This window comes from Leisingera sp. ANG49 (assembly GCF_059694505.1).
This window is the reverse complement of record NZ_JCATZN010000004.1, coordinates 351,045-376,611: the sequence shown is the minus strand read 5'-3', so window position 1 is coordinate 376,611 and position 25,567 is coordinate 351,045. Positions and strand designations below refer to the sequence as shown.

Here is a 25,567-nt window from a genome sequence, read left to right as displayed (position 1 = left end):
GGAGTTAGTAGGCTCCTCTTTGATATCACCCGATATCGCCATGCAACACCCTGAAATTAAACAATTTATTGGTTTCTGATTTCGGGTATTGGCCAATATCGTTTGCAGACCACAAAGTTCGGAAACAGTTCGCGCACTGCTCCTGACAGTTTGGCTGAAACGCAGAGACATGAGGAGGCCTAATGCCAAAGAAAGACACTAAAAAGTCCCTCAACCAAAAAGAGCGGCTTACCGAGACAAGTCTGAAAACAAAAAAATGGGAAGGACAATCCTTCCAAGTGCGCGACAGCACTTTGCCAGGTTTCTTCGCAGAGGTGAACAAACAGAGCATTTCACTGAAAATTCAGGCAGATCTTTGGGTGGGTGAACCAGGGAGGAGACAGAAAGTTCGAACCGTCCGTAGAACCATCGGAAGGGTGGGTATGATGTCTGTTGCTGAGGGACGCATGCTGGCTTCTGAGTATCTCAGCAAAATCAAGATAGGGATCGATCCCTTCGCTCCGAACACCAATCTACCTCATCAATGGTCTTACAAAGAGCTCATCGAAAATTACCTTCAAGACTGTGCAGACCGTGACCTCAGGGAAGCAACAATTTACGGCTATCTTCAAGCACACAGACTCTACCTTGCCGATTGGGATCATCGCCCGGCAAACTCAATAAAAAAATCGGATGCTCGTTCCAAGTTTAGAAGGTTGACCCAAGAAAACGGAAAAATCGCTGCGAACAAAGCTATGCGACTTATGTCAGCAGCGCACAACTGGGCCCGCAGCATCGATGATGACAACGAGCACTTTGCAATTAACCCAATAGGCGGAGTCACCTTGCATACAGAAAGGGGGCAAAAAAGATCAATTTTACCTGAAGAACTTCCCACCTGGAAAGCAAAGGTCGATGCGCTTCAAAATCCTTTGAGACGAGAGCTGCACTATCTTAACTTATTTTCTGCGCTGCGAGCCAAAACTATACTGCAAACACGTCGAGAATGGATTGATCTGCAAAATCGCGCAATTCATTTTCCGAATTGGGCAATGAAAAGCCGCCGTGATTTTGACATGCCACTTTCGGACCAGATGATTGACCATGTAGAAGCTGCTTTGGCGTTTAGCGAGATGCTCTACCCTGGCTCAGAATGGTTATTTCCAACATGGTCACGCAAAAAGAAGCAAGTTGTCCACTCTCAAGTCATCAGGGAAAGATCAATCCCCAGCCAAACTGGACACATCCTTAGGTCTACTCACAGGACTTTCGCGCAGCGGATCAAGATTAACCGAATAAATGGTAGACTGCTACTCGACCATGTTGTTGAAGGGATTGACGGAGTTTACGTTGACGACAAAGCTTTGTTTGATCCGCTGCTGGAAGACCAGCAAGCAATATCTAACGAAATTGAGCGCTTTCTAAACATGTAGGGCAAACGCTTCGCGCGCATAACCCTTCACAGGTAGACAGAGACATAAGTGTCCACTTGCGCTCCTAAGAACCTGGCAAAACACAAAATTAAAAATGGCGAGCTGATAGGCCCCGCTACGGCATGGTCATCAATGCAGTTCGCCATAAACACTGCAACCGACACCTTCCTCCCATGCTGAGCAAAGACGCAGTTTTCTTACCAAGCGTATGAGGCTTGAGATCAAAAAGTGATTTTGGATTTTCTCAGGTGAACACACTTCCTTCGTATCAACGGCAAAATCGTAGGGATAACGATGCATACGCAAGCAAATCTGATCAATCTTCTGATTGATGTCATTACAAATGGAGACTTGGATATTGAGACAAACAAGGGGCGAACCCGCTTTGAACTCACGTCAGAAACTTGTTCCGTAAGCGGACCATTGATTGTTCGACGCGACTGGGCCGATGCTCAGGGAAGGCCAGGGTTGATGTCAATGATCCAACAGGTCGAACTCATAGGTATTGACTCCACTTGCTCGAGAATATGTGAAGTTGTGCAGGAGCAAGAGGAGTTCATCTCATGCCTTCTGCAGGAACGCCTGTCTCCTGAAAGGCTTTACGTGCTCAGTCCTGACAAGGGCTGGTTACTGTCGGCAGTCGACATGCAGTCACTCGACCCACTTATTAAGAGCGAAGACAAAAGCTTTGTAGGAACCCTGCAAAGTTCATCATAAGTATCGTTGCTTCAAGTTAGCAGTAGCAGAAAAGCCTGAGCAAGCTACCAAGGCTTTTCTGCGATATCCGCCTGACTACTCGGACATGCTTGGCTATTGGTGCCGAACAAAAAGAACAGGGCTTTTCCAAGAAAAGTCAGTTCATGCTTTGCCGGCGCCAAGAGCGGATCGCATTGGCAGTATCCGATTTCGGTTCGCCTTCATTCCAACGGTCCCAAAAGGCGACTGTTTGACTGTCAGGCTTCATAGATGGTTCTGCTATGCGGACGCGCGTCGGCAATAGGCTGGCATCTCCGACTACAAGTGCTTCACCAACATCCAGTACTGGCAGCAGATCCCCAAAACTACCAAGACTGTCCGGCAACAGTTTTTTGATGACGCTTTGGTCATCTCCATTGGTCAGCCGCATGGCGACTACGTTGTTACATTGACTGAGTACCGTGCGGTTCACCTCAGATGGGCGCTGACTGATAACTACCAAGCCAATCCCATATTTTCGACCCTCTTTGGCGATCCGTTCGAATATCTCGACGGCCACAGCGTCAGAACTATCAGCATGCATGCGTTCAGGTATGTAGAGATGTGCTTCGTCGCACATAATGGCGACTGGGTGCCGCTTGTCGGTCGCGGTCCAAAGGCTGGTTGAAAATATGATTTGGGCCAGCAAACTGACCATCAACGGAAGAACGTCAGAGGGTACCTCTGAAAAGTCGATAATCTTGATCCCACCAGCGTCGCCCTCTTGGGAACCTCGGCCAGCTGAAACTACATGAACCATCCTCTCCAGCCACGCCATGTCCATGCATTCATCTGGAGGCTGGAACAGGAAGGCAAGGCGCCGGTCATTCCGCTTCGCCTCCAGCCTTCCGATCAGTCGGCTCAGTTTTCCATGATACGGGCCCTGTTTTTCTCCTCGAGCACCGGGGACCATTTGTTCGTCTAACTCTTTCAATTCACGCAAAACGGAATCGAGATTGAATGGAACCGGGCTGTCTATTGTGAAATTTTCCAGGATGTCCTTGTGTATATCTTTGTCCAGAGAGGCCTTTTTGGTCTCCACAATAGTCCTGGTCATAATCATCGACTGGTTCGGAGCGTTTTGATCGCTCCTGTCAACAAACATTGAGACCAAAGCCTCATACCCCAACAACCAATAGGGCAAGTGGAGCACACCATCCTCCAGCCCACTCTTGTTTTCAATGTCCGTCGGGCCGGCGATCTTAAGGTGTTTGAAGGCCTGACTCTTCAGCGGTCGATACTCGCCATGAACATCGAACAGGACTACGTTTGCCTGCGGCAGTTCCGCAATTTGATCCAATAGTCGAGCTGTTGTCCACGATTTACCGGAACCGGTGCTCCCAACAATCACTGCATGCCGCTGGAACAACTTGTTGCCATTCAGATAGGCTACCGCCTCGTCATCGAGGGTGAAATTCCCAAGGGAGAGCTTGGGGCCATCCGTTTTGACGTCTGAAATGACTTGCATGAAGTTCGTGAGGCGCCCCCCCTCCAACGAAAAGCAATTCGCGTCGATTTCCGGAACTGTTTCAAGTGTGCGGCGGAATACATTTTGGTCATCCCCCACACGGTCGAGCAAGGTCCCAATAAGCGTGATCTTGACGAGATTGTTTTCGCTTGGAACCATCATTTCATCTGAAAATTCAGCGTCTTCCAATTCTCGCGTGTCAGGCTTTCGTGTGATCCTCACAACCACCCCGATAAGGTGCTGCCCTGGCTTACTGCTCTGGAGAACAACCAGCCGGTTGACCTGAAGGCGTTTCAATCGATCCAGGTCATCTACGCGAATGGTTGCCGCTGCAGTGTCCACCGCAATTACGCTACCCAGTGCTTCGTCGTCAGAGAAATCGAATATGCTCATTTTTTGTGCCTACAATACCAAACTGTTGAAACCAGGTAGGGACCAAAGATCAGCCGCGGGCACCTCAACACCGTCAGGGGTCGTGGGCGAAAAGACTTTGCTTCCCGCACCGGACATCTCGATCCCCAAGTAGTTGGTTCCGGCCTTGTTCTTCAGGAATTCTTTGGCCTCTTCGGTCAAGGTACGCGCGAGTACGACGGTGGGAACGTTTTTCTCACGGCATCTCTCGATAATCTTCGGGTGGATATGCTGATCTCGAAACCCGAACCCTACGCAAAGGAAGGCGGAAGCACTTGTTAGGGCTCTGTCTGCACCATTGATCGTGGTTCGAAATGGATCTTCGTGCGTTTTTTCATACTTGTTCAGGCCAGGAGTCACGATCAGCGGAGTGTAGCCACTTGATGGTAGGTCAAAGAGCGGTAGCCCAACAGTTCGATCATCCGCGGTCCGAAACCAGTCGAGAGACCCATGAACTTTCCAGATTTTCACGACCCTGGACGCCTTCGCTCCGTGCAAGAACTTAACTCGCCCGCTGCTCTCCCACTTCTGTACATACCCCGGCGCAAAGCCGGTCTGAAACAAAATGCCCTTGGCGTTGCAGGCATATTCTGCGACTCGATCATAGTTCGTCGTAACGATGTGAGCCTCTGTTTGAGTGCTTTTGAACATCCCAACAAGCAAGCTACCAAGTGCAAACTCAGCACCATCGGACGCCGCAGCATCCAAGAGAACCCTGTCCTTCCCATTTACACATTGCCAGGTCAGCCGGACAATTTTCGCAAGGAGCGTTTCTGGCAATGTCTTGCCTTCCAACGCGGCTTCGAGGTGATCACCGTTTGCAAGCGCTGTCCTAACCAATATCCAAGCGTCTTCTTCGGCCGTCCCGTCAGCCTGCAATTCACTCTGGAGGAATTCGCTCAGAGCTCCCATGCTCGGCAGATCATGGGGCATTGATGCACCGCTTCCAAGAACGATCGTTGGTGAACCTTGGAAGCAACTCTGTGCGACTTTAGAAATGTCTTCTGTCTTCAATTTTCAGCTCTGCCCTATTATCCGAACAGTTTTCATGCAGATGCAATATTACTTTAGATTGACTTCGAGCCAACCTACACACCAATAAATGGCTTCGCACATTGAAACAATGCTCTGGATCAAACTTGCTGCCAAAATTCTGTTAAGTAGAGCCCACGTTTCCTCGATGCCCGAAGTGTTCTTGAACGAGCTCAACTCCAAAACCATGTGCATACATGAAGCTTGAATCTTGATTTGTGACCAAACCGCTCAATGCGGAAAAGTTTTGACTCTAACCTACTTCGCGCCATCCCCGCAGTTTCAACTTGGGTCGCCAATCTGGCTGCCCACCACTTTCCCCGGATTCATGGCCGCCTGGGGATCGAAGACGTCCTTAATTGTCCCCAAGAGATGGCGATCAGCACGTTGCGCAGGACCGCAAGGCTAACCAGTGTTACAGCGACCATTGCGACGATGATTGCCAAATCCACGTGGCTCACATTCTGAGAAAAGTGTCACCTTTCACCTCGCTCTCTGAAACCAGGCACCAGCACACCGCTTTGCAGAATTAGCATATCGGGTTTTCAGGGGTGGGCAGACTCTACATCATGGTGAGGGATTTCGCGGTGGGACAGGTCAGGAGAGTTTGACCTGCATTTCGCTGTCCCGTCCATTGTTAGATAGTTTCCAGCGCTGAAATCTGAGGATGCTTCCATCGTCACACATTGTCTTAGTCAATGTCGATTTTGATTCAGGATGCAATACGATCCAGAGGAGGTCAAAGGCTGCCTCTCGCTTGCCGTGATCAATACCGTGCATCTTCAGAATCTTGTTAATTTCGTAAATCCGCGCTCTATCATCCATTACTCATTTCTCCCTTCAAACAACGCAGTGAGAGCCAGTCACACAAAAGGTGAAACGTCATACTCGAAAGGCGGCAAACACAAAAAGTTTCACAAAACGTACTGCATCACGCGCCTTACAAACCTTTCGAGCGTTGCCAAGCAATCGAACCTGGCTTTTTTAGCACAAGGCACTTCGGGTCTTTTATGCGGGTGATTACTATACGCCCGCTGTCAAAAATTCTGGTACGGTGTGTCGCAGATTGTGAGTCATCCCAAAAGCAAGGGTTAGAATGAAGATTCTTCCAACCACAATCTGAATCCAATGGAAACACATTCATACGATCATCATAGTTGCCTTCCGGAAGCCCGAAGCTATCTTCGGCAGCGGTCATCACTTCCCGCATCAATTGAAAGGCGTCGGCGCGGCTATTTGCGGGGCGCGCGGCTTTGAGCATCTCTAAGAATCTCAAAATACGAACTGATTTTTTAGGAACCATCATAACCTTTCGTTAATTTTGTTGATACCTGGTGTGAGAGCCGCTTTAACTTTGGCTTGCTTGGTTGCAGCAAGGCGAGGACTATTCTGCAAAATATCATTAAATCAGTGATGCTTTTGTAAGTTGCGAAAAACCTCTGACTGCTCAAGTGAAACCGCGCGACGGTCACCCAAGTCAATCAGCCCGTCTAACACTTGTAGTAATCTGTGCTTGTCGTTTTGGGCCAAGTGCTCTGCTGCTTCAGCGTAATTTTGAACTCGTGCAGAAATCTGCGCCAAGATACCAGCCCCAGCCCATAGCTCAGGACGTTTGGCGGTAAATTTCCAATTTTCCTCTCGACTGCGAGCAGCTGCCGCCCGCAACACTCCCCTAAAGAGGGTCTAAGGATTGTTCCACATCAAGCTGCTTTCCAAGGTCCAATCCCTCCTACAATCCTTCGTCCAAGGAAGTGTCGATCCAAACCATCTTCCTTTTTCTTGATCGCCGATTGCAGTTGGTCAAAGTTTAACTGAAGATGTGCCACACGCTTTTGAACAGCATTCTCGGAGATCGAGAGTTCTTGAGGTGGCACTTCCATCCAAACGTAGGCGCGACGGTCTACACAGAGCAGAAGAAGCTCCCAGGCGGCATAGGCTTCTTCGTTGCTCTCAACTCGCCAGTATTGCTGCCACCAATAGTGCGCGAATTCCTCGTCCCTGGACTTTGTGAGGGCATCTCGCTTCCTCGATTCCATCAAGCTCGCCACTTTTCCCTCAGGCCATGGAATAGGAGCCGCTGAGCAATCGCGGGTTAAGAGGCCTGTCAAGACACGGGAACGTTGAACCTTCCAAGTAACACCAGAATGCTCGTCCTCAGAAATTATCTTCAGTAACCAATCCCTACGTCCGCTCAGCAAACAACCCAAAACCAAGTCAAACAGCTCTTCATCCGAATTAGCCTTCTCAAGTTCGACCAACTCACGTCTGAGCGATTCAGGTGTGTTTGTTGCCCGGAACGCCATTTGAATGAGTTGCTCCACTCCTGCCTTGCCGAGAATACGGGTTGCAAGTGTTGCTCTCAATGCATGCCAAAGACTCTCTCCCCTTGGATGCGAATGAACGAGCATCGCTTCACAAAGTGCAACAAAGAAGCCTTCAGAAAGCCTCACTTTCCTTTGGAAATCGCTGCACAGTCCGACATGTCCTTCTATCCAGTTTTCAACAGCGCCAGGTGCGTGTGCGAATACAGTACGAAAATCTTCTGATCGGAAGCTGTGTAGAAACAAACTGGCCCCGCCAGACCGAGCTCGATCAATACGTTCTTTTGCAACTTTCACTGCCAGGTTACGTCTCGCCGTGGCCTTTTCAGTATCAAATGCGTCCCGTAACTGCGCCGCTGGATCATCAGGGTTTTCGGGGCGAACAGAGAGCGAGAATGAAAAGGGGCTTCGCTCTCTGATCTCGTCGGAGACAGAGATATCTGAGCCAAGATCAGGGGCATCGATTGACTGGCAATTCACGAGGTTGGTTAAGATTTCAGCTGCAACGGCTACGTCTTCGGTCTTAACATCACGCTCGGCAAGTGTCTTCAACAATAGCCATGGAGCGATTGCATGAGCATACATTTCGAATGGCAGTACCTTACTTGCTGCTGCCAATGAAAGAGATCCATAGTGGTTGCAGATCTTGTTTTCAGAGGGGTCCCAGTGCCAGTCCTGACTGCGTAGGAACTCACCGAAACGCTGGTCGTCAGACCTCCAAAGAACCTCAAAGGCCAACCCGCGGTTCGGGAAAGTCTCGTCTGACGCTTTCTCAATTAGCCAGTCCCAGGAGGTTGCGCCCAACTCGGAATCCGTCAAGGAAAGTAATGAGACCAACTGAGTATGCTGTTCTTCTGACCCGAACCGGTAGCGTTCTACCAGGCTATCAGCTTCCGATCCGGATAAGTTTTCGAGCACGAACTCCAAGTCTTGGAAGATGGCACCAATCCCCGCATCGAGAATTCGAACCATTTTTTCTTCGGCTGGCAATCCCTGCATTTGGATAATAAGCAATTGATTTGACAAAAAGCTCTCGTGATCATCGTCAATGTCGCCCGATGCCAATCGTAGCTCTTCTGCGGATCTTTTCGCTTGCTCATCTACCAAGAGTAAATGGCGAGGAGCTCTAATCGCAGAAGGGTACCTCTGCTCTTTGAGGCGAGCTGAAAGAAGATGAAGTTTGCTGCGCACCTTTTCCGCCATCAAGCCGGGAGCACAGCGTGCCAAAGCTGGAACCATTTGTTCCCAATTGTGATCTTTAACGGTGCGACTGAGGCTCGTATCTATTCCCTTCACATCAAAAGAAGCCATAACATCCTCAACCTCTTTGCAGAAAGAAGATGGCGGTATGTACTTCGGATCAAGAAGGAACGATCGCGCTCTTTCCGCTCGGCGCCACAAGGGTAATTCCCCGTTCGACAAAACCTCGTCTGCGTGTCGCATCTCAAGACTGAAAAAGCTCTTACCAGGATCGGCAAGGTAGTCTTTTTCATAGGTAAAGTGGTTGTCCAGAGGCGGGTTGATGCGAACAGCTTCCGCCTCATTTTCTTCGTCGCCAGACAACCAAAGCAGTAATGCAGCAACTCGTTTAGGCAGATCTGGATGGACACCCGTTTCAGGTGACCTTTTGGAGACTGCTTCCGCTAAGGATCTCAGTTCTGCACTGCTTTCCTCGAAATCCACCACATTCAATAAACATAGCCACTTTAGAGCTTCCCAATAGTTTTCACGCATACAAATTGATGATGAAACCGCTGCGGCTTCAAACACTGGAACTGCCCTCTGCAAGGGGAAGCCCTCGAGAAGTGGTGCGATGTTAGCTTCCAACTCGTGAGATTTACGTTCGACAAAAGTCACCTTTTGCCCCAATATCTGACGTTCGCCGTCGACGTCTGCGCCAACCCGCTCGACAAGCCGCTTTGATCGGCGCGCCTCGGCTTCTTCGTTTTGTCTTGCAGCGGGTTCAACTTCGCGGGAAATCACATTCAGCCAGAAACGACATTTCTCAACGATCTTATCCATCGCCCTTTGATCTTGGCGAGAAATCGAGGAAATCGAATTGACTGCAAGAGCTCGCGCTGCTCTCAACGTAGTACCTTCCGCCTGTTCAACAACTTCAAGCAACGAAGTGCAGATTACCGATGCGATGCCGCATAGCTCAGCCCTATGTGCTTCTGGGAGGTTTTGCGCACTCAACCACTCAAAAACTAAAGCGTTTACTACGAAGTCGTCCGTGATGCTGGAAGTTTCGATCAGGATAGATACTGCTGCTCTTAGAACCTCAGCCTTTTCATCAAGTCCAACAATGGGGTCCAGCCAATTTGTTAGCTTCTTGTTGATCTCGTCTCTGTCGGTGGGCTGTGTGTTAAGGTGATCAATTAAGGCTGCGCCCAAAGCGTGGGCGACCAGTTCAGATGTCAGAGTAATTCTGCTGTTGAAACCATCGCTGACAAAACTGCTGTCTACGATTTCACTAAGACGCAAGTATACGGTGTTGCCATCAAGATCAGGTCGTTCGACCGTTTCTCCAAGTGTCCTCATGTTGTAGCCAGGTATGCCTTTTAGGCGAGTTTTTGCTACATCAGCGAGCCACGCTCGCCAGTCCTGTTCGCTAAAACTTGCACCGGAACGAACTCCGAATGTATCTCTCCCATACTCCCACAGCAATCGATGCAGCGTAATGCTTTCAGCATTTTCCAACCGCTCACGCAGGTTAATCACCAAGTCAAACAGGCGGGGAACGCGCGCCAACTCGAGCAGGTCTTCGTGCAATGAAGACCTCTCAAGGCCTTCTAATTCCAATCTCTGATCAAGCTCACCGCCTTCACTGTTGTCATAGTTTTCAACGGTAATCACTTCGGGAGGGACGATCAGGTCACGCAGTCCCCCAAGTCTATCTTCGAAATGCATATGCCTTGTAATAAGTATTGTTCTTATTCTCCCAGCGAAGGCTGGATCCTGCAGTGCCTTAAGCAGAGCTGACCAAGGTGCCCCTGGTTCTTGATTGAGGCCATCCAAGATCAAAGAAATTACCGGCCCTTCTTCGACCGGTCTCTTGAGTAATCTTTCCAATCGCTGTTGCCAGTGGGACGTATCTCGAACTTCAGTCAACTCGCAGAGCCGCTCACCCAAAAAAGCCTTTACGGATGTTACTGTTGCCCCTGAAAGAGTGGCTACGGCGCTGGAGGGAACGATTAAAACAATAGGTTGTTGCTCGCTGCTCTTTACCAACCATTGGAGGGTAGCCCATGTCTTCCCAACACCTTGCGAACCAACTACTGCAGCCGGCGCGTCATCCTTGGCGCTCCCTTCCCACCATCGGACGAGCTTTTTTTCCACGTGCGGTCTTACAATCGTTGTTGCCTTTGACCCACCGGCCGCGTTCTGCCCTAACGCAACTGCGGACTTCCGAGGATTGCTCCAAATATGGTTCAAGTTGGCTGTGGAAAGGGTTCTCAGTTGTTCAAAACCAAGTTGCCAGGCTTCCAGATCTTTGGTCAGGCGGTTGAGGCTATTCTGAGCCTCTCCTGACAAAGCGCGCACGATTTTTGCTGCCTCACAACCTGCTTGGGCTTCCACGATCTCTGAAGAGGCAGTGCACAAAGCAGCCAAGGTCGGAAACTCTGTCGAATTCCAGTCGATAATGACTATTGGCAACCCAAGCGTATCGCTTTTTCGCATGAGGTCATTTTCTAACTGCTCCGGCACCGATCGAGTCGCTACGAGGAACCAGGCTTCAAGTGCTGGGTCACGTTCGAGGGCGTGATCTATTTCCCCTAACAACTCACGATCGCTAAGACTCGTGCTGTCCGCATACCGTTTAGTTTCAATTCTAAAGCGCCGACCTTGGCGCCCTGCTGGCCCGGCATCTCCACCATGCTGAAATCCGGACTTTGCCACAGCAATTCCGATCCCTAATTGATGGCTCAGTAGGGCGGCGGTTAGTTTCTCGAACGTACTGGGCTTGAGCTCCGTCTGGAGAATAGCTTTCAGGCGATCCAAATCATTGGTAAAACTGCTCATTTCAATTCTATTGTGCTTAGGGCTTTGAACTGTAGAATCCACCATACGGCGATCTCCAGAGCGATAAAAGAACCTAAACGTTGTTTCCGGCTCCGAAAGAGATGACATGCAACGAGCTGCGAAATACTGACGCACTGCGAGAACCTGATGTAGGGTCGCCCCTACACCACACTGCAAAGTTAATGGCTTCGGTCCGCTTCCATCCAGGCTCGGACTTCGTCGGCTCGATACCTGACGTTGTAACCCTGCTTGTAGAATGGCGGACCAGTACGTTTGGAACGAAAAGTCTCGAGCGTTGCTTGGGAAAACCCTGTCATCTCGGCGACCTGACAGGTCTTGAGATATTCGATTTGTTGTTCGCTCTTCGTGCTGACAATACGGTCGCTAAGCTCATCCAGGCATTCCAGGATGACGCCTCGAATTTCTTCGAGATCTCTGTCGCTCAACCGGTCGGACCGGTAGTTCCGGAAAGAAGAAGTGCCTTTCATGGCAGATACTCCTCAAAAACGCCAAAGCGTTGTTTCGCCGCGGACGATTTGCGTCCGGACTGACCGGGAGTGGCCTGTCAAGAAGAGTAGCGAGAAAATGCCTCAGGCCGGACATTACTCAGATAGGACGGCGCAAGACCGTCTGCTGGATCAAACATGAAGTTGCTGCTCAAATATTTCAAGGTTAAGTGAGATTTTTGTTTGAACTGGGTTGTGTTGCCCCCCTTTAGGGGGGCAATTATTTTACATATAGTCTGACTCTGCGATCAGTATTTCGTCTCGACTATGCCCGACGGTGCACCAGCTTAAGCTGCCTGATAGCCGCCTGAAGATCCCGAATGTGACGCCGAAGGCTTTGGAAGGATTTCCAACGTTCAGCCAGGCGCCTTAGCTGCTCTCGTGGCTGATCGAAGATCAGATGCCCAGATGTATCGATGCGCATAGCCAGATCTCCATACTTTGGTTTGAGCTCGTTCAATGCGTCGACAATTTCCTCGGCCATGAGGTCCAGCGCATCTTCGTCATTGACGGCTAACGGCTCGCCATCCTTCAGTCGCTGCAACAACTGCGGCAACAGGGCTTGCAACCGTTTGCCTGGATAAATGCCGATTTCTTCCCACTCTTCCGCCAGCCATCGGCCCTGTTTGATAGACGACAGTACCGCCTGCTCGAGCTGCCCGTTGATATCTTGCGCCATGAGAAATCTCCTTTGCCTTGGCGTATCTGGAATTTGAGGTCGCAATGCCTCTCAAGAAGCCGGGATGGGCAGGAGCACCCCAGCTTTGGGAATTCACACCGGCACAGCTGAGAATGCAACGTGCACCTCTGACGGGGTTGGCTGGAGCAGATCGCCAAGCTGATCCGACAGCAAGCAAATCTCTTCCACGATGGGCGAGGCTGGATCGATCGCGGCAAACAGCGCGGCCTCGACGCCGTTCATTTCATGAACGTTTTGCAGGGTCAGCACAGCCTGCAATCTTGCGAAATTGCTCTTCATTCGGCGCGTGAAACTCGGTTGAATTGCCAGATCATCCATCAGCGCATGAACGCAGCGCAGCGCGGGCTGACCGCCCAGCAGCACCGCAGCATTTTGAAGCGCCTCTGATTGTTCATAGAAGAATTCTCTCAGTTGCTTGAGGGGATCATGACTTAAGTCGAACATGTTCGTTCTCCTATGCAGCACCTTTGCACAATTGCTCGGGTTACAAGAGCCTCGATTTTCTCCTTCGGTTTGCGCGAGTTGACGTTCTGAGAGGCTGCCTTCTCTCGGTTTTTAGGAGCTTTGGAAGAGGTTTTTTCCTTGTTTGGGGCTTCGCTCGAACTGCTCCAAACAAGAAAAAAACAGCGTCAGAGGTTCAACAGACTTTCAACTTGCGGCACGGAAATCTATGCGCGCGTTGCCCATCTCGCTTGGCAAGCAAGCCCGGTACAAATGCGTCTAAACACCCAGCTCAATTCGACCGCGTTTGACTCGAGAATTGAACATCCTGGCAATGAGGTTAGAGGGTAAAGATAGACACCCGCAGAACAGAAAAATCACCTTACTATGCGTGGCCTGCACAGAGCCAATTTTGAACGACTTGGTGGGGATCTGCATCGGTCTACGGTAGTAGTAGAGCACGTGGTTGCCCAAAGGGTTTTCTTCCACAACCAATTGTGATAAAAGGGAAATAATGGTGACCCCGGTAGGATTCGAACCTACAACCTGCCCCTTAGGAGGGGGCTGCTCTATCCAGTTGAGCCACGGGGCCACATTCTCACGAAAACAGTTCGGAAGACTGTTCGCAACCATTCAGTAGTTTAGCGGCCCCTTGATTTCAAAGACAAATTCACCCATTGACCATTCGCTTAGGAGGGGGCTGCTCTATCCAGTTGAGCCACGGGGCCGCGCGTCTTTCTGCGATAGCAAATCCCTCCTGCGATCACAATGGGATGGGCGCAGGCGAAAGCCGTTTTGCCGCGCGCAGTTTCCATTGTGCTGCAAGTGATGTCTGCGCTAACGTTGCAAGCAGAAATAACAAGAGGCTCAGGAACGTGACCACGGACAGCAAGCGCCCGCTTACCCTTCGCGATGTATCCGAAGCAACCGGTGTTTCAGAAATGACGGTGAGCCGGGTTCTGCGCAACCGCGGCGACGTGTCGGAGAAGACCCGATCCAAGGTTCTGACCGCCGCCAAGGAACTGGGTTATGTGCCCAACAAAATTGCGGGCGCGCTGGCCTCGAACCGGGTGAACCTGTTGGCTGTGATCATTCCCTCACTCTCGAACATGGTGTTTCCAGAGGTGCTGACCGGCATCAACAAGGTTCTGGAAAACACGGAACTGCAGCCCGTTGTCGGCGTTACCGATTATCAGCCCGAAAAGGAGGAAAAAGTCCTCTACGAAATGCTGTCGTGGCGCCCTTCCGGAGTTATCATCGCAGGCCTGGAACATACCGATGCCGCCCGCGCCATGCTGAGCAGCGCCGGGATTCCAGTGGTGGAAATCATGGATACCGACGGCAAGCCGGTGGATGCGATGGTCGGTATTTCCCACCGCCGCGCGGGCCGCGAGATGGCCAAGGCGATCCTCAAGGCAGGCTACCGGCACATCGGCTTCATGGGCACAAAAATGCCGCTTGACCACAGGGCCCGTAAACGGTTCGAGGGATTCACCGAGGTTCTGGCCAAAGAAGGCGTAGAGATCGAGGACCGCGAATTCTATTCCGGCGGGTCGGCGCTGGCCAAAGGCAGGGAAATGACCCAAGCCATGCTGGAACGCTCCCCTGAATTGGATTTTCTTTATTACTCCAACGACATGATCGGTGCGGGAGGTTTGCTTTACCTGCAGGAACAGGGGGTAAGCGTTCCCGGCCGAATCGGCTTGGCCGGCTTCAACGGAGTGGAACTGCTGCAGGGTCTGCCCCGGCAACTTGCCACCATGGACGCCTGCCGCCTGGAAATCGGGCGCAAGGCGGCAGAGATCATTGCTGCCCAGTTGGAAGATCCGGACGCCCAGATCGAAAAGCATGTCACGCTGACCCCGACCATATCCTATGGCGACACGCTGAAACGGCGCTGATGGCGCTGCAGCGGCTCGGCAATCAGGGCGCGCGGCGGCTGTTCCTGGATCGCCACGCGCTGCTGGAGCAACCCTCAGGACCGGCCAAAGGCGCGAATTTGTTGGAACTAATCCAGCGGCTTGGATTTGTGCAGCTCGACAGCATAAACACCGTGGCGCGGGCGCATGATGTGATCCTGTTTTCCCGTCGGCCGGGCTACCGATCCAAGCACCTGAAACACCTCTACGAGCGCGAGCGGAGTCTGTTCGAACACTGGACCCATGACGCTGCCGTGATCCCGATGGCGTTTTATCCACACTGGCACCTGCGGTTTCAGCGCGACACTGAACTGCTGCGCAAACGCTGGCGCAACTGGCGGCGGGACGGATTCGAGGCGCAGTTCGAAACTGTCTTGCAACATGTCCGCGATCACGGGCCGGTCAGTTCCTCCGATGTCGGCAAGGACGAGAAAAAGGGCTCCGGCGGCTGGTGGGACTGGCACCCGTCCAAAACCGCGCTGGAATACCTATGGCGCTCCGGCGCGCTTACGGTGGTGGGGCGCGAGGGGTTTCAGAAACGCTATGACCTGACGGAACGAGTGATCGAGGAACATCTGCGCCCCGGTACCGGCTGCGATGAAGCTGCGACAGTCAACTGGCTGTGCTCTGCCGCTTTGGACCGGCTGGGCTTTGCCACATCGGGAGAGATCGCCGCCTTCTGGGACACCGCCTCCGCGGCGGAAGCCAAGGCCTGGTGTGCGGAACAGCTACGCCAGGGTGAGCTTGAAGAGATCGAAGTCGAGCAGGCGGATAGCAATCTGCGCAAGGTATTCACCCGTCCTGACACCGTGGAAAAAGCTGAGGAGCTGCAGCCTCCGCCGGGCCGGATGCGGGTGCTCAGTCCCTTTGACCCGGCCCTGCGCGACCGCAAGCGGGCCGAGCGGCTGTTCGGCTTCCACTACCGGATCGAGGTCTTCACCCCCGCGCCCAAACGCCGGTACGGCTATTATGTGTTCCCGCTGCTGGAAGGCGCCCGGCTTGCGGGCCGCATCGACATGAAGGCGGACCGCGACGCAGACCTCCTGCGCGTAACCGCCGTCTGGCCGGAGAGAGACATTAAATGGAGCGCGGCCCGCACCAGACGGCTGGAGGCAGAGCTGGACCGGGTGGCGCGGTTTACAGGTGTCAGCGAGGTGGCGTTCTCTGATGGCTGGCTGCGCTGACCGGCCTTACTCGGGCCGCAGCTGCGCCTCGATCACCGCCCGGTAGTCTTCGGGTGCCTGTTTGGCGGTGAAGGTCTCAGGTGCAATGAAGACGCAGACAAATTTCCCCTCGAAACACAGCTCCCCGCTTTGCCGCGCATTGACCCGGAAAGTCACCGACTTACTGCCCAGGGCAGCGGGCCAGACCTCGCACATCAGCCGGTGGCGGGGCGTGACAGGAGACCGGAAATCGATGCTCATATGCACAAACGGCGTGCCGGTGCCGCGGTCCAGCTCCATCTGATACCAACCGTCACCGTCCAGATGGTACTCCCACCAGGCGTCGATCGCTTCCAAGGCAAAGGCAGGCAGCCGCCCGGTATAGGCAATCCGTGCCGGGTCGCAATCGCCCCAGCCCACGCGGATTTCATGAACGAATGTGTCTTGCCCTGCCATCTTCTGCCGCCCCGCATATTTCTGCAGGCGCATCCTACCGGCGCGGGTCTGCGGTATCAAACGGCAAAGGCAGCCAGAGCCGCTGCGTCACGAACCGCCGCGTTTGCGGGACAGGATCAGATCCGGCAGCACAAGCGCGTCAATCAGCGCCTCGCACAGCCCAACGCAGTTGCTGCAGCCCACACAAGGCCCCTGCAGCCCGGAAACCTCGGTGGCCAGCGCCTTGACCTTGGATGCGGCGGCTTTGCTGCGGTTGATTTGCATGGCGGGTATCCCCCTGTGCCTAGTGTCAGACAGGACCAGCGGAACCCCGAAAGGTGATTCAGGTCAATCCGGGACGGTGTCACAAAATACTTCCTTATCCTGCAGCGGCGGGCGGCAGACCCTCACCCGCGCGAGGCGGGAGAGGGCAACGCATCACTGCATCAGCATCAGCGGCAGCAGCGTGATGATCGGGAAGGCAACCAGGATGACCACCCGGATCAGGTCGGACGCGACAAAGAACATGACCGCCTTGTAGGTGTCGATCATTTTGGTCTTGCGGTCCATCGCGTTGATGATGAACAGGTTCATGCCCACCGGCGGGGTGATCAGGCCAACCTCTACCACGATCAGCACCAGCACGCCGAACCAGATGGCGACATATTCCGCCTCAATCCGGTTCACACGGCCTTCGGTGACGCGGATGCCCAGTTCCTTCATCTGCTCACGGGTCAGTTCGGCACCGGTGGCAATGGCATCCTGTATCGAGGCTAGCATTTCTGCTCCCATCCCCTCGGGCACGCCTGCCTTCAGCACCTCCATCGCCGCATCCGCCTGCATCGCAGGCAAGGACAGCAGACCAAAGTCCATGGCAGAGATCACCGGAAAGAAGATCGGGATCGTCAGCAGGATCATCGAGAGCGAGTCCATCAGGCAGCCGAACACCAGATAGAACGCAAGGATCAGCGCCAGCACCATCCAGGGGCTCAGGCCCTGGCTCACGACGAAATCGGCCAGTTCCTGCGGCACCTTGGTCAGCGCCAGGAAGCCGTTGTAGAAGCCCGCGCCCAGCACGATGAAGAAAATCATCGCGGTAGACCGCGCCGTCACCAGGAAACTGTCCGCCAGTGTTTCCCGGGTCAATCCGCCATTGGTCCAGGCGATGAAGCCGGTGCCAAAGGCCCCCACGGCCGCGCCCTCGGTCGGGGTGAACCAGCCCAGGTAAATGCCGCCGACAACCAGACCAAACACCAGCAGCACCGGCCAGACATGGAACAGCGCGGCAAAGCGGTCGCGCATCGGAACCGGCGGACGGGTGCCCGCGCTTTCCGGGAACAGGCGGACGTAGATGGAAATCGCGATCACATAGCCCAGTGCCGCCAGCAGGCCGGGAATGAAGGCCGACAGGAACAGCTTGGCGATATTCTGCTCGGTCAGGATCGCATAGATCACCAGCACAACCGAGGGCGGGATCAGGATGCCCAGCGTGCCGCCGGCTGCCAGCGTCGCGGTCGAAAACCCGCCGGCATAGCCGTATTGCTTCAGCTCCGGCAGCGCGACCCGGCCCATGGTGGCCGCGGTTGCCAGCGACGAGCCGCAGATCGCGCCAAAGCCCGCACAGGCGCCAATCGCTGCCATGGCAACGCCGCCCTTGCGGTGGCCCAGAAACCCTTCGGCCGCCTTGAACAGCGCTGTGGACATACCGCCCAGCGTCGCAAAATGCCCCATCAGCAGGAACATCGGCACGATGGTCAGCGAATAGGAGGAAAAGGTGGTATAGGTCTCGCTTTTCAGCCGCCCGAACGCGACCTGCGTGCCATCCGTCACCCAGATCAGCCCGCCAAGGCCGACCAGAAACATCGAAAGCCCAATCGGAACCCGCAAAAAGATCAAGAGCATCAGAACCGGGAAGGAGGCGATGCCAATTTCAAGAGCCGTCACTGTTCACCCTCCACGCCGTCCCAGATCAGGATCCGGCCGGTAAAGAATTCGATGGTGCGGATTGCACCCATGTAGATGCCCACAATGGCGGCCACGACCGCTGCCACCAGGCTGATGGCGTAGGCCCACCAGATCGGAAACTCGAGCAGGAAGGAGGTCTCGCCATTTGAATACTTGCCGGCAAGACCGTCCGCCAGCCGCCAAGCGATCAGCACCAGAACCGCGGCAAAGACAACTTCGGTCACCATCCGCAGAAACCGTTTCACACTGCGCGGAAACGCATTGGCCACCACATCGACCGACGCATGGCCCGCCGTGATCTGGCACAGCGGCAGGAAGGCGAAGATGGCAAAGGCCACACCGGCCTCAACCAGCTCGAAGTCGCCGTTGACCGGCCCGACCCAGCCAGTCATCCATTTCGAAAACCCAGGCGCAATCCGCTCCATCAAATCGCCATGGAAGAAACCGTTGAGCAAGCGCCCAGCGATCGAAACACATGTCAGAATGATCAGAAGAGTGAGGACCGCACCGCCCAGGTAGGCCATTGATTTGGCCAGCCGCATCATGAGCTTGTGCATGGTTCTATTGCCTTGTTCCGGTATGCAAAGGGCCGCAGTGCCAATGCCGCGCGGCCCTTTACCTTTATCAATCCAAACGCCTTACTGGTACTGCGGCGTGTATTTCTCAATCAGCCCGCTGGCTTCTTCGATCAGCGCAGCGCCATCGATGCCCTTTTCCTTCATGTCAGCGATCCACTGGTCATAAATCGGCTGCGAACGCTCACGCCAGATGGCGGTCTGGTCTTCGTCCAGAGTGATGACGTTGTTGCCCAGGTCCAGCGCCATCTCGCGCGAGGGGCCGTCCGAATCCGCCTGAGTGCCGCCGGCAAAGACCGAGAACTCCAGGCCGGAGTTGTCGTCGATGGCCTGTTTCAGGTCATCCGGCAGGCTCTCGTACTTCTCCTTGTTCATCGCCAGAACGAAGGTGAGGGTATAAAGCGCCTTGCCGGTGAACTCGGTGTGGTTTTCCACCAGCTCCGGAACCTTCAGCGCCGCGGTCACTTCCCACGGAATGGTGGTGCCGTCGATCACGCCCTTGGACAGGCCTTCCGGGATCGCCGGAACCGGCATCCCGACCGGGGTCGCACCCAGTTCGGTCAGCAGGGCGTTGACCGAACGGCCGCCGCCGCGGATCTTCATGCCTTCCAGGTCTTCCGGAGTCTCTACCGGATCGGCGGTATGGATCATGCCCGGCCCATGCACCCAGGTGCCCAGGATATGCACATCCTTGAACTCGGTGTCCTTCATGTGCTTGTCGAACATTTCCCAATAGGCATGCGACACGGCGCGTGCATTGGTCATCATAAACGGCAGCTCGAACACTTCGGTTGAGGGGTATCGGCCCGGGGTATAGCCCACCACGGTCCAGACGATGTCAGCCACGCCGTCAATGGCCTGGTCCATCAGCTCCGGCGGCTTGCCGCCCAGCTGCATCGACGGAAAGCGGTCGATCTTGATCCGTCCACCGGACGATTCTTCAACATTGTCCGCCCAGACGTCCAGGATCAGCTTCGGCACATTTGCCTGCGCCGGCAGGAACTGATGCAGTTTCAGGGTCACTTCTTGAGCAAATGCCGGCATTGTGCCGAACATGGCCAGGGCCGCTGCACCAGCTGCCCCCAAAAGCTTTCTGCGAGTGGTCATATGTGTCCTCCCTTTGACCAATTCAATTGCCGGACCTGGCGCCTTCGCAATATTGCTGCGCTGCCCCTGCGAACTTCTTTCCGATTCTGCCGTCAAAGCCCCCAATTGGGTTCGTTTAACGAACCAGTTGCTTCCCTGCTATTAGGTGCATTTGTAACCATCAACAGCAGATTATGCATTTATTACTCATGAAATCTGCCCGCGCGCTCCGGTTTCAGGCGAAACAGCCGCCCGATACGTTACGAGACAGTCAATATTTCCACCTAAGTTGATACATATGAAAACAGCCGCATGGCAACAACTATCACGCTGTGGACCACCGTGCGTCATTCCGCTGCAGCCAATTCCAGGCCAACAATAGATAGCCCGTCGATCCCTCCGCGTATCTTGTCTCCGGCCTTCACGGCCCCCACTCCGGCAGGTGTGCCGGTTAGAATCAGATCCCCCGGCCGCAGGTGGTAGAATCCGGAAAGGTGGCAAATAATGTCGGCTACGGACCAGATCATCTCCGCCAGCGTAGCGTCCTGCCTGATCTCGCCGTTCACTTCCAGCCAGATTCGCTGCCCCGCAGGGCCACCCCACTCGACCGCCCGGGTAAGCGGCGCCAGCACCGTACCGTTCTCCAAGTCTTTGCCCAGATCCCAAGGCCGTTGTTTCTGCCGCTCTCTGATCTGCAGATCGCGACGAGTCATGTCCAGCGCACAGCCATAGCCGAACACAGATGCTGCAGCCTGTTCCCGCCCGGCCCGGAATACCGGTGTCCCGATCGCCACTGCCATTTCCATTTCGTAGTGAAAGTTTTCTGTTCCCGGCGGATAGGGCACAATTGCATCCGTCAGCACCGCGTTGGCAGCAGCTTTGGTGAAATAGAATGGCGCCTCTCTGTCCACTTCATTGCCCATCTCAGCGGCATGCGCCGCAAAGTTGCGTCCCACACAAAAAACCCGCCCCACCGGGTACCCAGCTTCCCCGCCCGTCACCGGAACAACCGGCGTATATGGAAGCGGGAACAGAACATTACCCATCGCAAATTTCCTTATGCATTGCAGCGTGAAGCCGTTCTCTCAAAACAGAGCCACAAAACCACCAGCTGTAAACCCTTGTTTCGAGACAACATGCCCTAGGCATTCCGGAGCAAGGACTGCCTCCCCTGATCATGTACCCAAGCGCAATCGCAAGCTTTGCTCCGGTGAAAGCACCATCCGTCTGCCTGCAGCAGCCGTTTCCCGTGCTGTCCGGCGAAGCGCCTCAGCTGAAAGTTTCTGAAGGCAGCGCGGCGGCGTAGTACTCCCGGTACCAGCTTACAAACTGCGCCACACCCTCGGCCACGGCGGTCTCCGGCTTGTAGCCTGTGAGCGTTTGAAGCAGCGACGCATCGGCCCAGGTCGCGGGAACATCGCCAGCCTGGATCGGCATCAGGTTCTGTTCTGCCTTACGTCCCGTGGCTGACTCAATCGCCTCTATGAAGGCGGTTAGCCTGACGGTTTCAGAATTACCGATGTTGACTACTCTGTGCGGCGCAACGGGTGACAGGCTGTCTCCGTCCGGCACAACCCCGTCTGCCGGGCGTTTTGGGACCGCATCCAGCAACAAACGGATCGCCTGAACCAAATCAGTGACATAGGTAAAGTCCCGCTTCATATCGCCGTAGTTGTAGACGTCAATCGGCTCCCCTGTGAGGATCGCCTTGGTAAATTTGAACAGCGCCATGTCGGGCCGTCCCCAAGGGCCGTAGACAGTGAAAAAGCGAAACATGGTGACCGGCAGATCAAACAGATGCGCATAAGAATGCGCCATGTTCTCGCACGCCTTCTTGGTAGCGGCATAGAATGACATCTGGTGATCGGCCTTTTGAGTTTCCTTGTAAGGCATCTTAGTGTTGGCGCCGTAGGCCGAAGAGGTGGAGGCCAGCAGCATGTGCCGCGGAGAATAGGCACGAGCGGCTTCGAGGATCTCGAATGTACCGGCGATGTTGCTGTCCAGGTAGGAGCGCGGGTTCTCGATCGAATATCGCACCCCGGCCTGCGCAGCCAGATGCACAACATAAGCAGGCCTATGCTCTGCAAACAGCCCCATCATGACCCCAGCTTCTTCAATGCTGCGGTTGATGACAGTGAAATCGGGATGTCTCTCAAGCATCGCCTGCCGGTCCCGCTTGAGTTGAACGCTGTAGTAATCCGACAGATTGTCAATGCCAACAACTCGAAACCCGTCTGCCAGCAAGCGCAGGCACAGATGATAGCCGATAAAGCCGGAACATCCGGTGACAAGGATAGTTTTCTGGGCCATCGATCTGCTCCATGGGATGCATGAACCGCCGGGGTTACGGCACCCGGCCAAAAGAATGTATCTGCGCAGGCGCCGGACCGCCCGGCAGGCATTATGGCAAACCGGGCAGGTGCATACCATCCCTGGCAATTTTCCAAGCTGCGGAAATTGCCGGTAAAACCCGGGAATCTACCCTGCTAACAGATGGCACTGCTTTCGTTAAAATCATATATCAGATGTCAGGTGTTTGCTTTGAACTGAAGATGAGCTGGTGAACAATCCGCTGCTGCAACAACTGCTAACTCCTGACGCGGGCAGCCAAGCGCAGGGCGCGGTGGTGCTAGCGATTGTCCAGTCTAGCCTATTCGCCTTCCTGGATATCGCAACCTTGGAGGATCGTTTTGCCGTTACCATCCAGGAAAACATCTACTCGCACAACGCCAACCCACTTATAAGCGAGCTGGAATACAAGCTGGCGGCACTGACATTGGTCAACCGTATCGCGGCTAGGAAAGACGGCAGGCGTAACGGAACTGCAGCCTTGCTGTACACTGGCACAATGTGGCCTGGACGCCCCGGCAGAGGGCACCGCCGCCGAGATGGGCCTGCGCTCCCGAAAATCTGCAGCCGGGTCTGCAGGGCGGCATTGAGATCGGCGTTATCCTCTTGGAGCGCCTGGACTTCGAACAGCTAGTCTGGGGGATCGCCGACAGACAGCAGGCTGTGATGCGCACTGGGCCGGAGGCAGCGATCCGCAGCGGCAGCCGCATCCGCGCGAGATTGTGCCACGGCGCATTCAGTGTGTTTGATAAGCACTCACGTGTGCGGCTGTGACTGCCCCCCCGTTCAGGAGATTGCAAATGAACAAGAAACTGCGCGGCCCCTTCCTGGGCTTTGTCGAGCGTGACAACCGCGGGATGGCGCCCGAATGATCTTGCCCCAGCTGGTAAAAGCCACGCCATGAAACGCTCTACCGTCAACAACCTTTTCGCGAAGGCGCCACTTTCCTCAGCACTTTTTACATGCGTCCTCCGAATTTTGCCTATTGGGCCCCGGCGGAAATGGCGGCGCAGGCTCACGCGATGATCCCTGTCTGCGGCCTTGCCTGGAATGTGACCGACAACGACCAGAACCGGTTTGATGAACTAGGCTTCTTTCTGTTCACCCAACGCAACGGGAGCAAACAAGACCTCGCTGCAGGCGCGAGCATGCGCTATGCTGAAAAGCTGCTGATCATCCGCAAGAGTCAGCTGTTGCCGATGCATCGGCACATTAAGAAGGCCGAGGACATCGTCAACCGCGGCGGCGCCAAACAGGTGCTGGAGCTGTTCGCCAGCACCTCCGATGGCAGCATCTGCAGCGACAGCAAGTTCTCTATGCCAGGCGCCAAGCAAATCCGCACCGTTCCCGCGGGCAGCAGTCTGACGCTGGCACCGAGCGAAAGCGTACCCCTGCTGCCCGGCGCCTAGCACGCCTTCTGGTGTCCGATTACGGGCTGTGACTCAGATGATCCTCAGTTGCGACGAAGCGCTGATCGACATGCGGCCCATCACCGCGGCGGATGACAGCGCCTGTATTGCCGCCTGCCCCGGCGGCGCGGTATTCTACACCGCCATCGCACTTGGCCGACTTGGTTTGCCCTGCGGGCTGGCCACCGGCCTGCCGTCAAACCTATTCGGGCAGCAGCTAACAAACGCGCTGCAGGAAAGCGGCGTCAGAAAGGCCGCTGCGGCGATCACCAGTCGGCCCACCACACTGGCCTTTGTTTTACTGCAAAACGCCGAAGCCTTCTATGACGAGAGCACCGAGGGCAGGATGCTGGTACCGCAGGATCTCGTTGATCCTAGGCTAGAGGTGACAGCTCTATTTTTCGGTGGCATTTCGGTGGTTTGTAAGCCGGCAGCAGAGGTTTAGGAGGCGCTGGCTCAGCGCGCCGGCCAGTGCCGGTTGACGATGCTGAACATTAATGTCCGCCTCGCAACAACCTAGGATGAGGAACATACCGAAGCCGCAGCGGAGATGCTGACTTACGGCGGTTTTCTGCAGGCGCCGATCGCCCCGTGATCCCCGTGGATACCATCGACGCAGGCAACACGTTCAATGTAGTTTTTTTGCGGCGCACTGTACCAAAGAACGTTTATAGAGAAGCAAATGAGTAATCCGCCGTCTGGAGTTGCCGAACCGGCACTGCACTACGCGGCGGCAGTGCCGACCGTAACCGTATCCCGCTGCGGCGCCAACACTCCTTGGAGGCACGAGCTTAGCCACTGAATTGCCGGAAGGCTAGCTTTTCAACGCACATTCCAGAAACAAGATCTTGTTGATCGCCAGACTTTAATCCAAAGGACTCTTGGGGTGTTTACCGGCCTAAACTGGCAGATTTATTCAGCGTGACGGCCTTCGCCCATATAAAGCTTCTGCATGTCGACGAAACAGCCGTTCTCCAGGCGGCTGCGGACCGCCGCCCAGCCCTCCGGGTTGCCCTGGATGGCGCGGTACAGCTCTGTCGGAACGGTCATGTACTCGATGTATTTCTCCGACGCGGTCTCCAGCCAGGCAAAGACATAGCCGTCGGCCTCCTCACCCGTGTCGACCAGCCGCAATTCGATGCCTTCGGCCATCGGCACCGATTCCACGCTGCGCAGGATGTGCAGCTTCATCATTTCGACGATGGCGTCATCGAGGCCCAGCTGCCTGACCAGGAGTTTCTCCCGCACCGCGGGCCAGCCGAAGGTCAGGCGCACTGCCAGGCCGCTGCCGACGTCGCGGGCCGCTGCCGGGGCCTGCGCCCCGTAGCTGGTATCGAACAGGGCCTTGGCCTCGTCCTCCAGCTCCAGGTGGTCGCGCAGGCAGCTGGCAGGCATTGCCGCGATCCACTGGCCGTGGCCGGCATCAAGGTAGTTGAACTGTGGCTGCAGCCGGAAGCTTTTACCGCAGGCGCTGCATTCGGTGTCCTGGAACCGGTCCTCCAGGATGTCTTCGCGCAGGTCGGGGCGGCGGTCGGCGTTCACGCTGCCCACGGCCATCATGGTCACCGGCGCCTCGCAGTGAGGGCAGATCAGGTTGACGGGGTGAAATAGGGACAT

The 25,567-nt window shown here is 54.7% G+C and carries 21 protein-coding genes, 1 tRNA gene and 1 pseudogene; 6 read left to right on the top strand and 17 right to left on the bottom strand.

Features of this window, described 5'->3' with window-relative positions:
* The first annotated feature begins 182 nt into the window (after positions 1-182).
* Together AC58NV_RS15690 and AC58NV_RS15685 are read left to right on the top strand one after the other, a co-directional pair.
* The gene (locus AC58NV_RS15690) at positions 183-1,412 is read left to right on the top strand and encodes a hypothetical protein (RefSeq protein WP_497227949.1); all 1,230 of its coding nucleotides are present in this window, start codon (positions 183-185) and stop codon (positions 1,410-1,412) included.
* 294 nt (positions 1,413-1,706) lie between these two features.
* Positions 1,707-2,129, top strand: coding sequence for a hypothetical protein (locus tag AC58NV_RS15685; protein WP_497227948.1), 423 nt, complete (start codon positions 1,707-1,709; stop codon positions 2,127-2,129).
* A gap of 136 nt (positions 2,130-2,265) precedes the next feature.
* Here AC58NV_RS15685 and AC58NV_RS15680 read toward each other — a convergent pair whose 3' ends face one another.
* The 9 genes from AC58NV_RS15680 to AC58NV_RS15640 form a co-directional block, all read right to left on the bottom strand.
* Complete coding sequence (locus AC58NV_RS15680; RefSeq protein WP_497227947.1) at positions 2,266-4,008, bottom strand: ATP-binding protein; 1,743 nt, start codon at positions 4,006-4,008, stop codon at positions 2,266-2,268.
* A 9-nt stretch (positions 4,009-4,017) separates the two neighbouring features.
* Positions 4,018-5,040, bottom strand: a complete 1,023-nt coding sequence (locus tag AC58NV_RS15675; protein WP_497227946.1) for an SIR2 family protein — start codon at positions 5,038-5,040, stop codon at positions 4,018-4,020.
* A 615-nt stretch (positions 5,041-5,655) separates the two neighbouring features.
* Positions 5,656-5,883: a hypothetical protein gene (locus AC58NV_RS15670; protein WP_497227945.1), complete on the bottom strand. Its 228-nt coding sequence runs from the start codon at positions 5,881-5,883 to the stop codon at positions 5,656-5,658.
* Between the two features lie 115 nt (positions 5,884-5,998).
* Positions 5,999-6,364, bottom strand: a complete 366-nt coding sequence (locus AC58NV_RS15665) for a hypothetical protein (protein WP_497227944.1) — start codon at positions 6,362-6,364, stop codon at positions 5,999-6,001.
* 394 nt (positions 6,365-6,758) lie between these two features.
* Complete coding sequence (locus AC58NV_RS15660) at positions 6,759-11,447, bottom strand: hypothetical protein (RefSeq protein WP_497227943.1); 4,689 nt, start codon at positions 11,445-11,447, stop codon at positions 6,759-6,761.
* Between the two features lie 134 nt (positions 11,448-11,581).
* Positions 11,582-11,890, bottom strand: a complete 309-nt coding sequence (locus tag AC58NV_RS15655; protein WP_282052135.1) for a helix-turn-helix transcriptional regulator — start codon at positions 11,888-11,890, stop codon at positions 11,582-11,584.
* Positions 11,891-12,173: 283 nt separating this feature from the next.
* Entirely contained in the window at positions 12,174-12,587 is a 414-nt protein-coding gene (locus tag AC58NV_RS15650) for a hypothetical protein (RefSeq protein WP_497227942.1), read from the bottom strand.
* 93 nt (positions 12,588-12,680) lie between these two features.
* On the bottom strand, positions 12,681-13,052 hold the full coding sequence (locus tag AC58NV_RS15645; RefSeq protein WP_497227941.1) for a hypothetical protein: 372 nt from the start codon (positions 13,050-13,052) through the stop codon (positions 12,681-12,683).
* A gap of 512 nt (positions 13,053-13,564) precedes the next feature.
* Positions 13,565-13,641 (bottom strand) — tRNA-Arg (locus AC58NV_RS15640).
* Positions 13,642-13,924: 283 nt separating this feature from the next.
* Between AC58NV_RS15640 and AC58NV_RS15635 the strand changes: the two genes are divergently transcribed.
* Positions 13,925-14,950, top strand: coding sequence for a LacI family DNA-binding transcriptional regulator (locus tag AC58NV_RS15635; protein ID WP_497227940.1), 1,026 nt, complete (start codon positions 13,925-13,927; stop codon positions 14,948-14,950).
* Positions 14,950-16,152, top strand: coding sequence for a winged helix-turn-helix domain-containing protein (locus tag AC58NV_RS15630; protein WP_497227939.1), 1,203 nt, complete (start codon positions 14,950-14,952; stop codon positions 16,150-16,152). The genes AC58NV_RS15635 and AC58NV_RS15630 overlap by 1 nt, the downstream gene beginning before the upstream one ends.
* Positions 16,153-16,158: 6 nt before the next feature.
* Here the strand turns inward: AC58NV_RS15630 and AC58NV_RS15625 are convergent, their stop codons facing one another.
* From AC58NV_RS15625 to AC58NV_RS15595, 7 genes are all read right to left on the bottom strand, one after another.
* Positions 16,159-16,587: an acyl-CoA thioesterase gene (locus AC58NV_RS15625; RefSeq protein WP_497227938.1), complete on the bottom strand. Its 429-nt coding sequence runs from the start codon at positions 16,585-16,587 to the stop codon at positions 16,159-16,161.
* Between the two features lie 87 nt (positions 16,588-16,674).
* The gene (locus tag AC58NV_RS15620; protein WP_497227937.1) at positions 16,675-16,851 is read right to left on the bottom strand and encodes a hypothetical protein; all 177 of its coding nucleotides are present in this window, start codon (positions 16,849-16,851) and stop codon (positions 16,675-16,677) included.
* Positions 16,852-17,004: 153 nt separating this feature from the next.
* A complete protein-coding gene (locus AC58NV_RS15615) occupies positions 17,005-18,510 on the bottom strand; it encodes a TRAP transporter large permease (RefSeq protein WP_366660504.1) in 1,506 nt (501 codons plus the stop codon).
* The gene (locus tag AC58NV_RS15610) at positions 18,507-19,088 is read right to left on the bottom strand and encodes a TRAP transporter small permease (RefSeq protein WP_366660503.1); all 582 of its coding nucleotides are present in this window, start codon (positions 19,086-19,088) and stop codon (positions 18,507-18,509) included. Before AC58NV_RS15610 ends, AC58NV_RS15615 begins: the two co-directional genes overlap by 4 nt.
* Before the next feature lie 81 nt (positions 19,089-19,169).
* Positions 19,170-20,213 (bottom strand): TRAP transporter substrate-binding protein, encoded by a 1,044-nt coding sequence (locus AC58NV_RS15605; RefSeq protein ID WP_497227936.1) that lies wholly within the window; start codon positions 20,211-20,213, stop codon positions 19,170-19,172.
* A 326-nt stretch (positions 20,214-20,539) separates the two neighbouring features.
* A complete protein-coding gene (locus AC58NV_RS15600; RefSeq protein WP_497227935.1) occupies positions 20,540-21,238 on the bottom strand; it encodes a fumarylacetoacetate hydrolase family protein in 699 nt (232 codons plus the stop codon).
* A gap of 223 nt (positions 21,239-21,461) precedes the next feature.
* Positions 21,462-22,502 (bottom strand): GDP-mannose 4,6-dehydratase, encoded by a 1,041-nt coding sequence (locus tag AC58NV_RS15595; RefSeq protein ID WP_497227934.1) that lies wholly within the window; start codon positions 22,500-22,502, stop codon positions 21,462-21,464.
* A gap of 980 nt (positions 22,503-23,482) precedes the next feature.
* Here AC58NV_RS15595 and AC58NV_RS15590 point away from each other — a divergent pair.
* Together AC58NV_RS15590 and AC58NV_RS15585 are read left to right on the top strand one after the other, a co-directional pair.
* Positions 23,483-23,950 (top strand): annotated as a pseudogene (locus tag AC58NV_RS15590) (D-lyxose/D-mannose family sugar isomerase); the annotation flags it as partial.
* 37 nt (positions 23,951-23,987) lie between these two features.
* A complete protein-coding gene (locus tag AC58NV_RS15585; RefSeq protein WP_497227933.1) occupies positions 23,988-24,395 on the top strand; it encodes a carbohydrate kinase family protein in 408 nt (135 codons plus the stop codon).
* Between the two features lie 467 nt (positions 24,396-24,862).
* On the opposite strand, the gene AC58NV_RS15580 is transcribed toward AC58NV_RS15585, so the two are convergent.
* Positions 24,863-25,567 (bottom strand): CpXC domain-containing protein, encoded by a 705-nt coding sequence (locus AC58NV_RS15580; RefSeq protein ID WP_497227932.1) that lies wholly within the window; start codon positions 25,565-25,567, stop codon positions 24,863-24,865.

Bases quoted from the DNA above. Each gene is read 5' to 3' on its own strand.
- AC58NV_RS15595 (WP_497227934.1), bottom strand. From the start codon at position 22,502: ATGGCCCAGAAAACTATCCTTGTCACCGGATGTTCCGGCTTTATCGGC.
- AC58NV_RS15680 (WP_497227947.1), bottom strand. From the start codon at position 4,008: ATGAGCATATTCGATTTCTCTGACGACGAAGCACTGGGTAGCGTAATT.
- AC58NV_RS15605 (WP_497227936.1), bottom strand. From the start codon at position 20,213: ATGACCACTCGCAGAAAGCTTTTGGGGGCAGCTGGTGCAGCGGCCCTG.
- AC58NV_RS15600 (WP_497227935.1), bottom strand. From the start codon at position 21,238: ATGGGTAATGTTCTGTTCCCGCTTCCATATACGCCGGTTGTTCCGGTG.
- AC58NV_RS15670 (WP_497227945.1), bottom strand. From the start codon at position 5,883: ATGGATGATAGAGCGCGGATTTACGAAATTAACAAGATTCTGAAGATG.
- AC58NV_RS15630 (WP_497227939.1), top strand. From the start codon at position 14,950: ATGGCGCTGCAGCGGCTCGGCAATCAGGGCGCGCGGCGGCTGTTCCTG.
- AC58NV_RS15645 (WP_497227941.1), bottom strand. From the start codon at position 13,052: ATGTTCGACTTAAGTCATGATCCCCTCAAGCAACTGAGAGAATTCTTC.
- AC58NV_RS15685 (WP_497227948.1), top strand. From the start codon at position 1,707: ATGCATACGCAAGCAAATCTGATCAATCTTCTGATTGATGTCATTACA.
- AC58NV_RS15690 (WP_497227949.1), top strand. From the start codon at position 183: ATGCCAAAGAAAGACACTAAAAAGTCCCTCAACCAAAAAGAGCGGCTT.
- AC58NV_RS15660 (WP_497227943.1), bottom strand. From the start codon at position 11,447: ATGGTGGATTCTACAGTTCAAAGCCCTAAGCACAATAGAATTGAAATG.
- AC58NV_RS15580 (WP_497227932.1), bottom strand. From the start codon at position 25,567: ATGTCCCTATTTCACCCCGTCAACCTGATCTGCCCTCACTGCGAGGCG.
- AC58NV_RS15625 (WP_497227938.1), bottom strand. From the start codon at position 16,587: ATGGCAGGGCAAGACACATTCGTTCATGAAATCCGCGTGGGCTGGGGC.
- AC58NV_RS15655 (WP_282052135.1), bottom strand. From the start codon at position 11,890: ATGAAAGGCACTTCTTCTTTCCGGAACTACCGGTCCGACCGGTTGAGC.
- AC58NV_RS15665 (WP_497227944.1), bottom strand. From the start codon at position 6,364: ATGATGGTTCCTAAAAAATCAGTTCGTATTTTGAGATTCTTAGAGATG.
- AC58NV_RS15585 (WP_497227933.1), top strand. From the start codon at position 23,988: ATGATCCTCAGTTGCGACGAAGCGCTGATCGACATGCGGCCCATCACC.
- AC58NV_RS15610 (WP_366660503.1), bottom strand. From the start codon at position 19,088: ATGCACAAGCTCATGATGCGGCTGGCCAAATCAATGGCCTACCTGGGC.
- AC58NV_RS15650 (WP_497227942.1), bottom strand. From the start codon at position 12,587: ATGGCGCAAGATATCAACGGGCAGCTCGAGCAGGCGGTACTGTCGTCT.
- AC58NV_RS15620 (WP_497227937.1), bottom strand. From the start codon at position 16,851: ATGCAAATCAACCGCAGCAAAGCCGCCGCATCCAAGGTCAAGGCGCTG.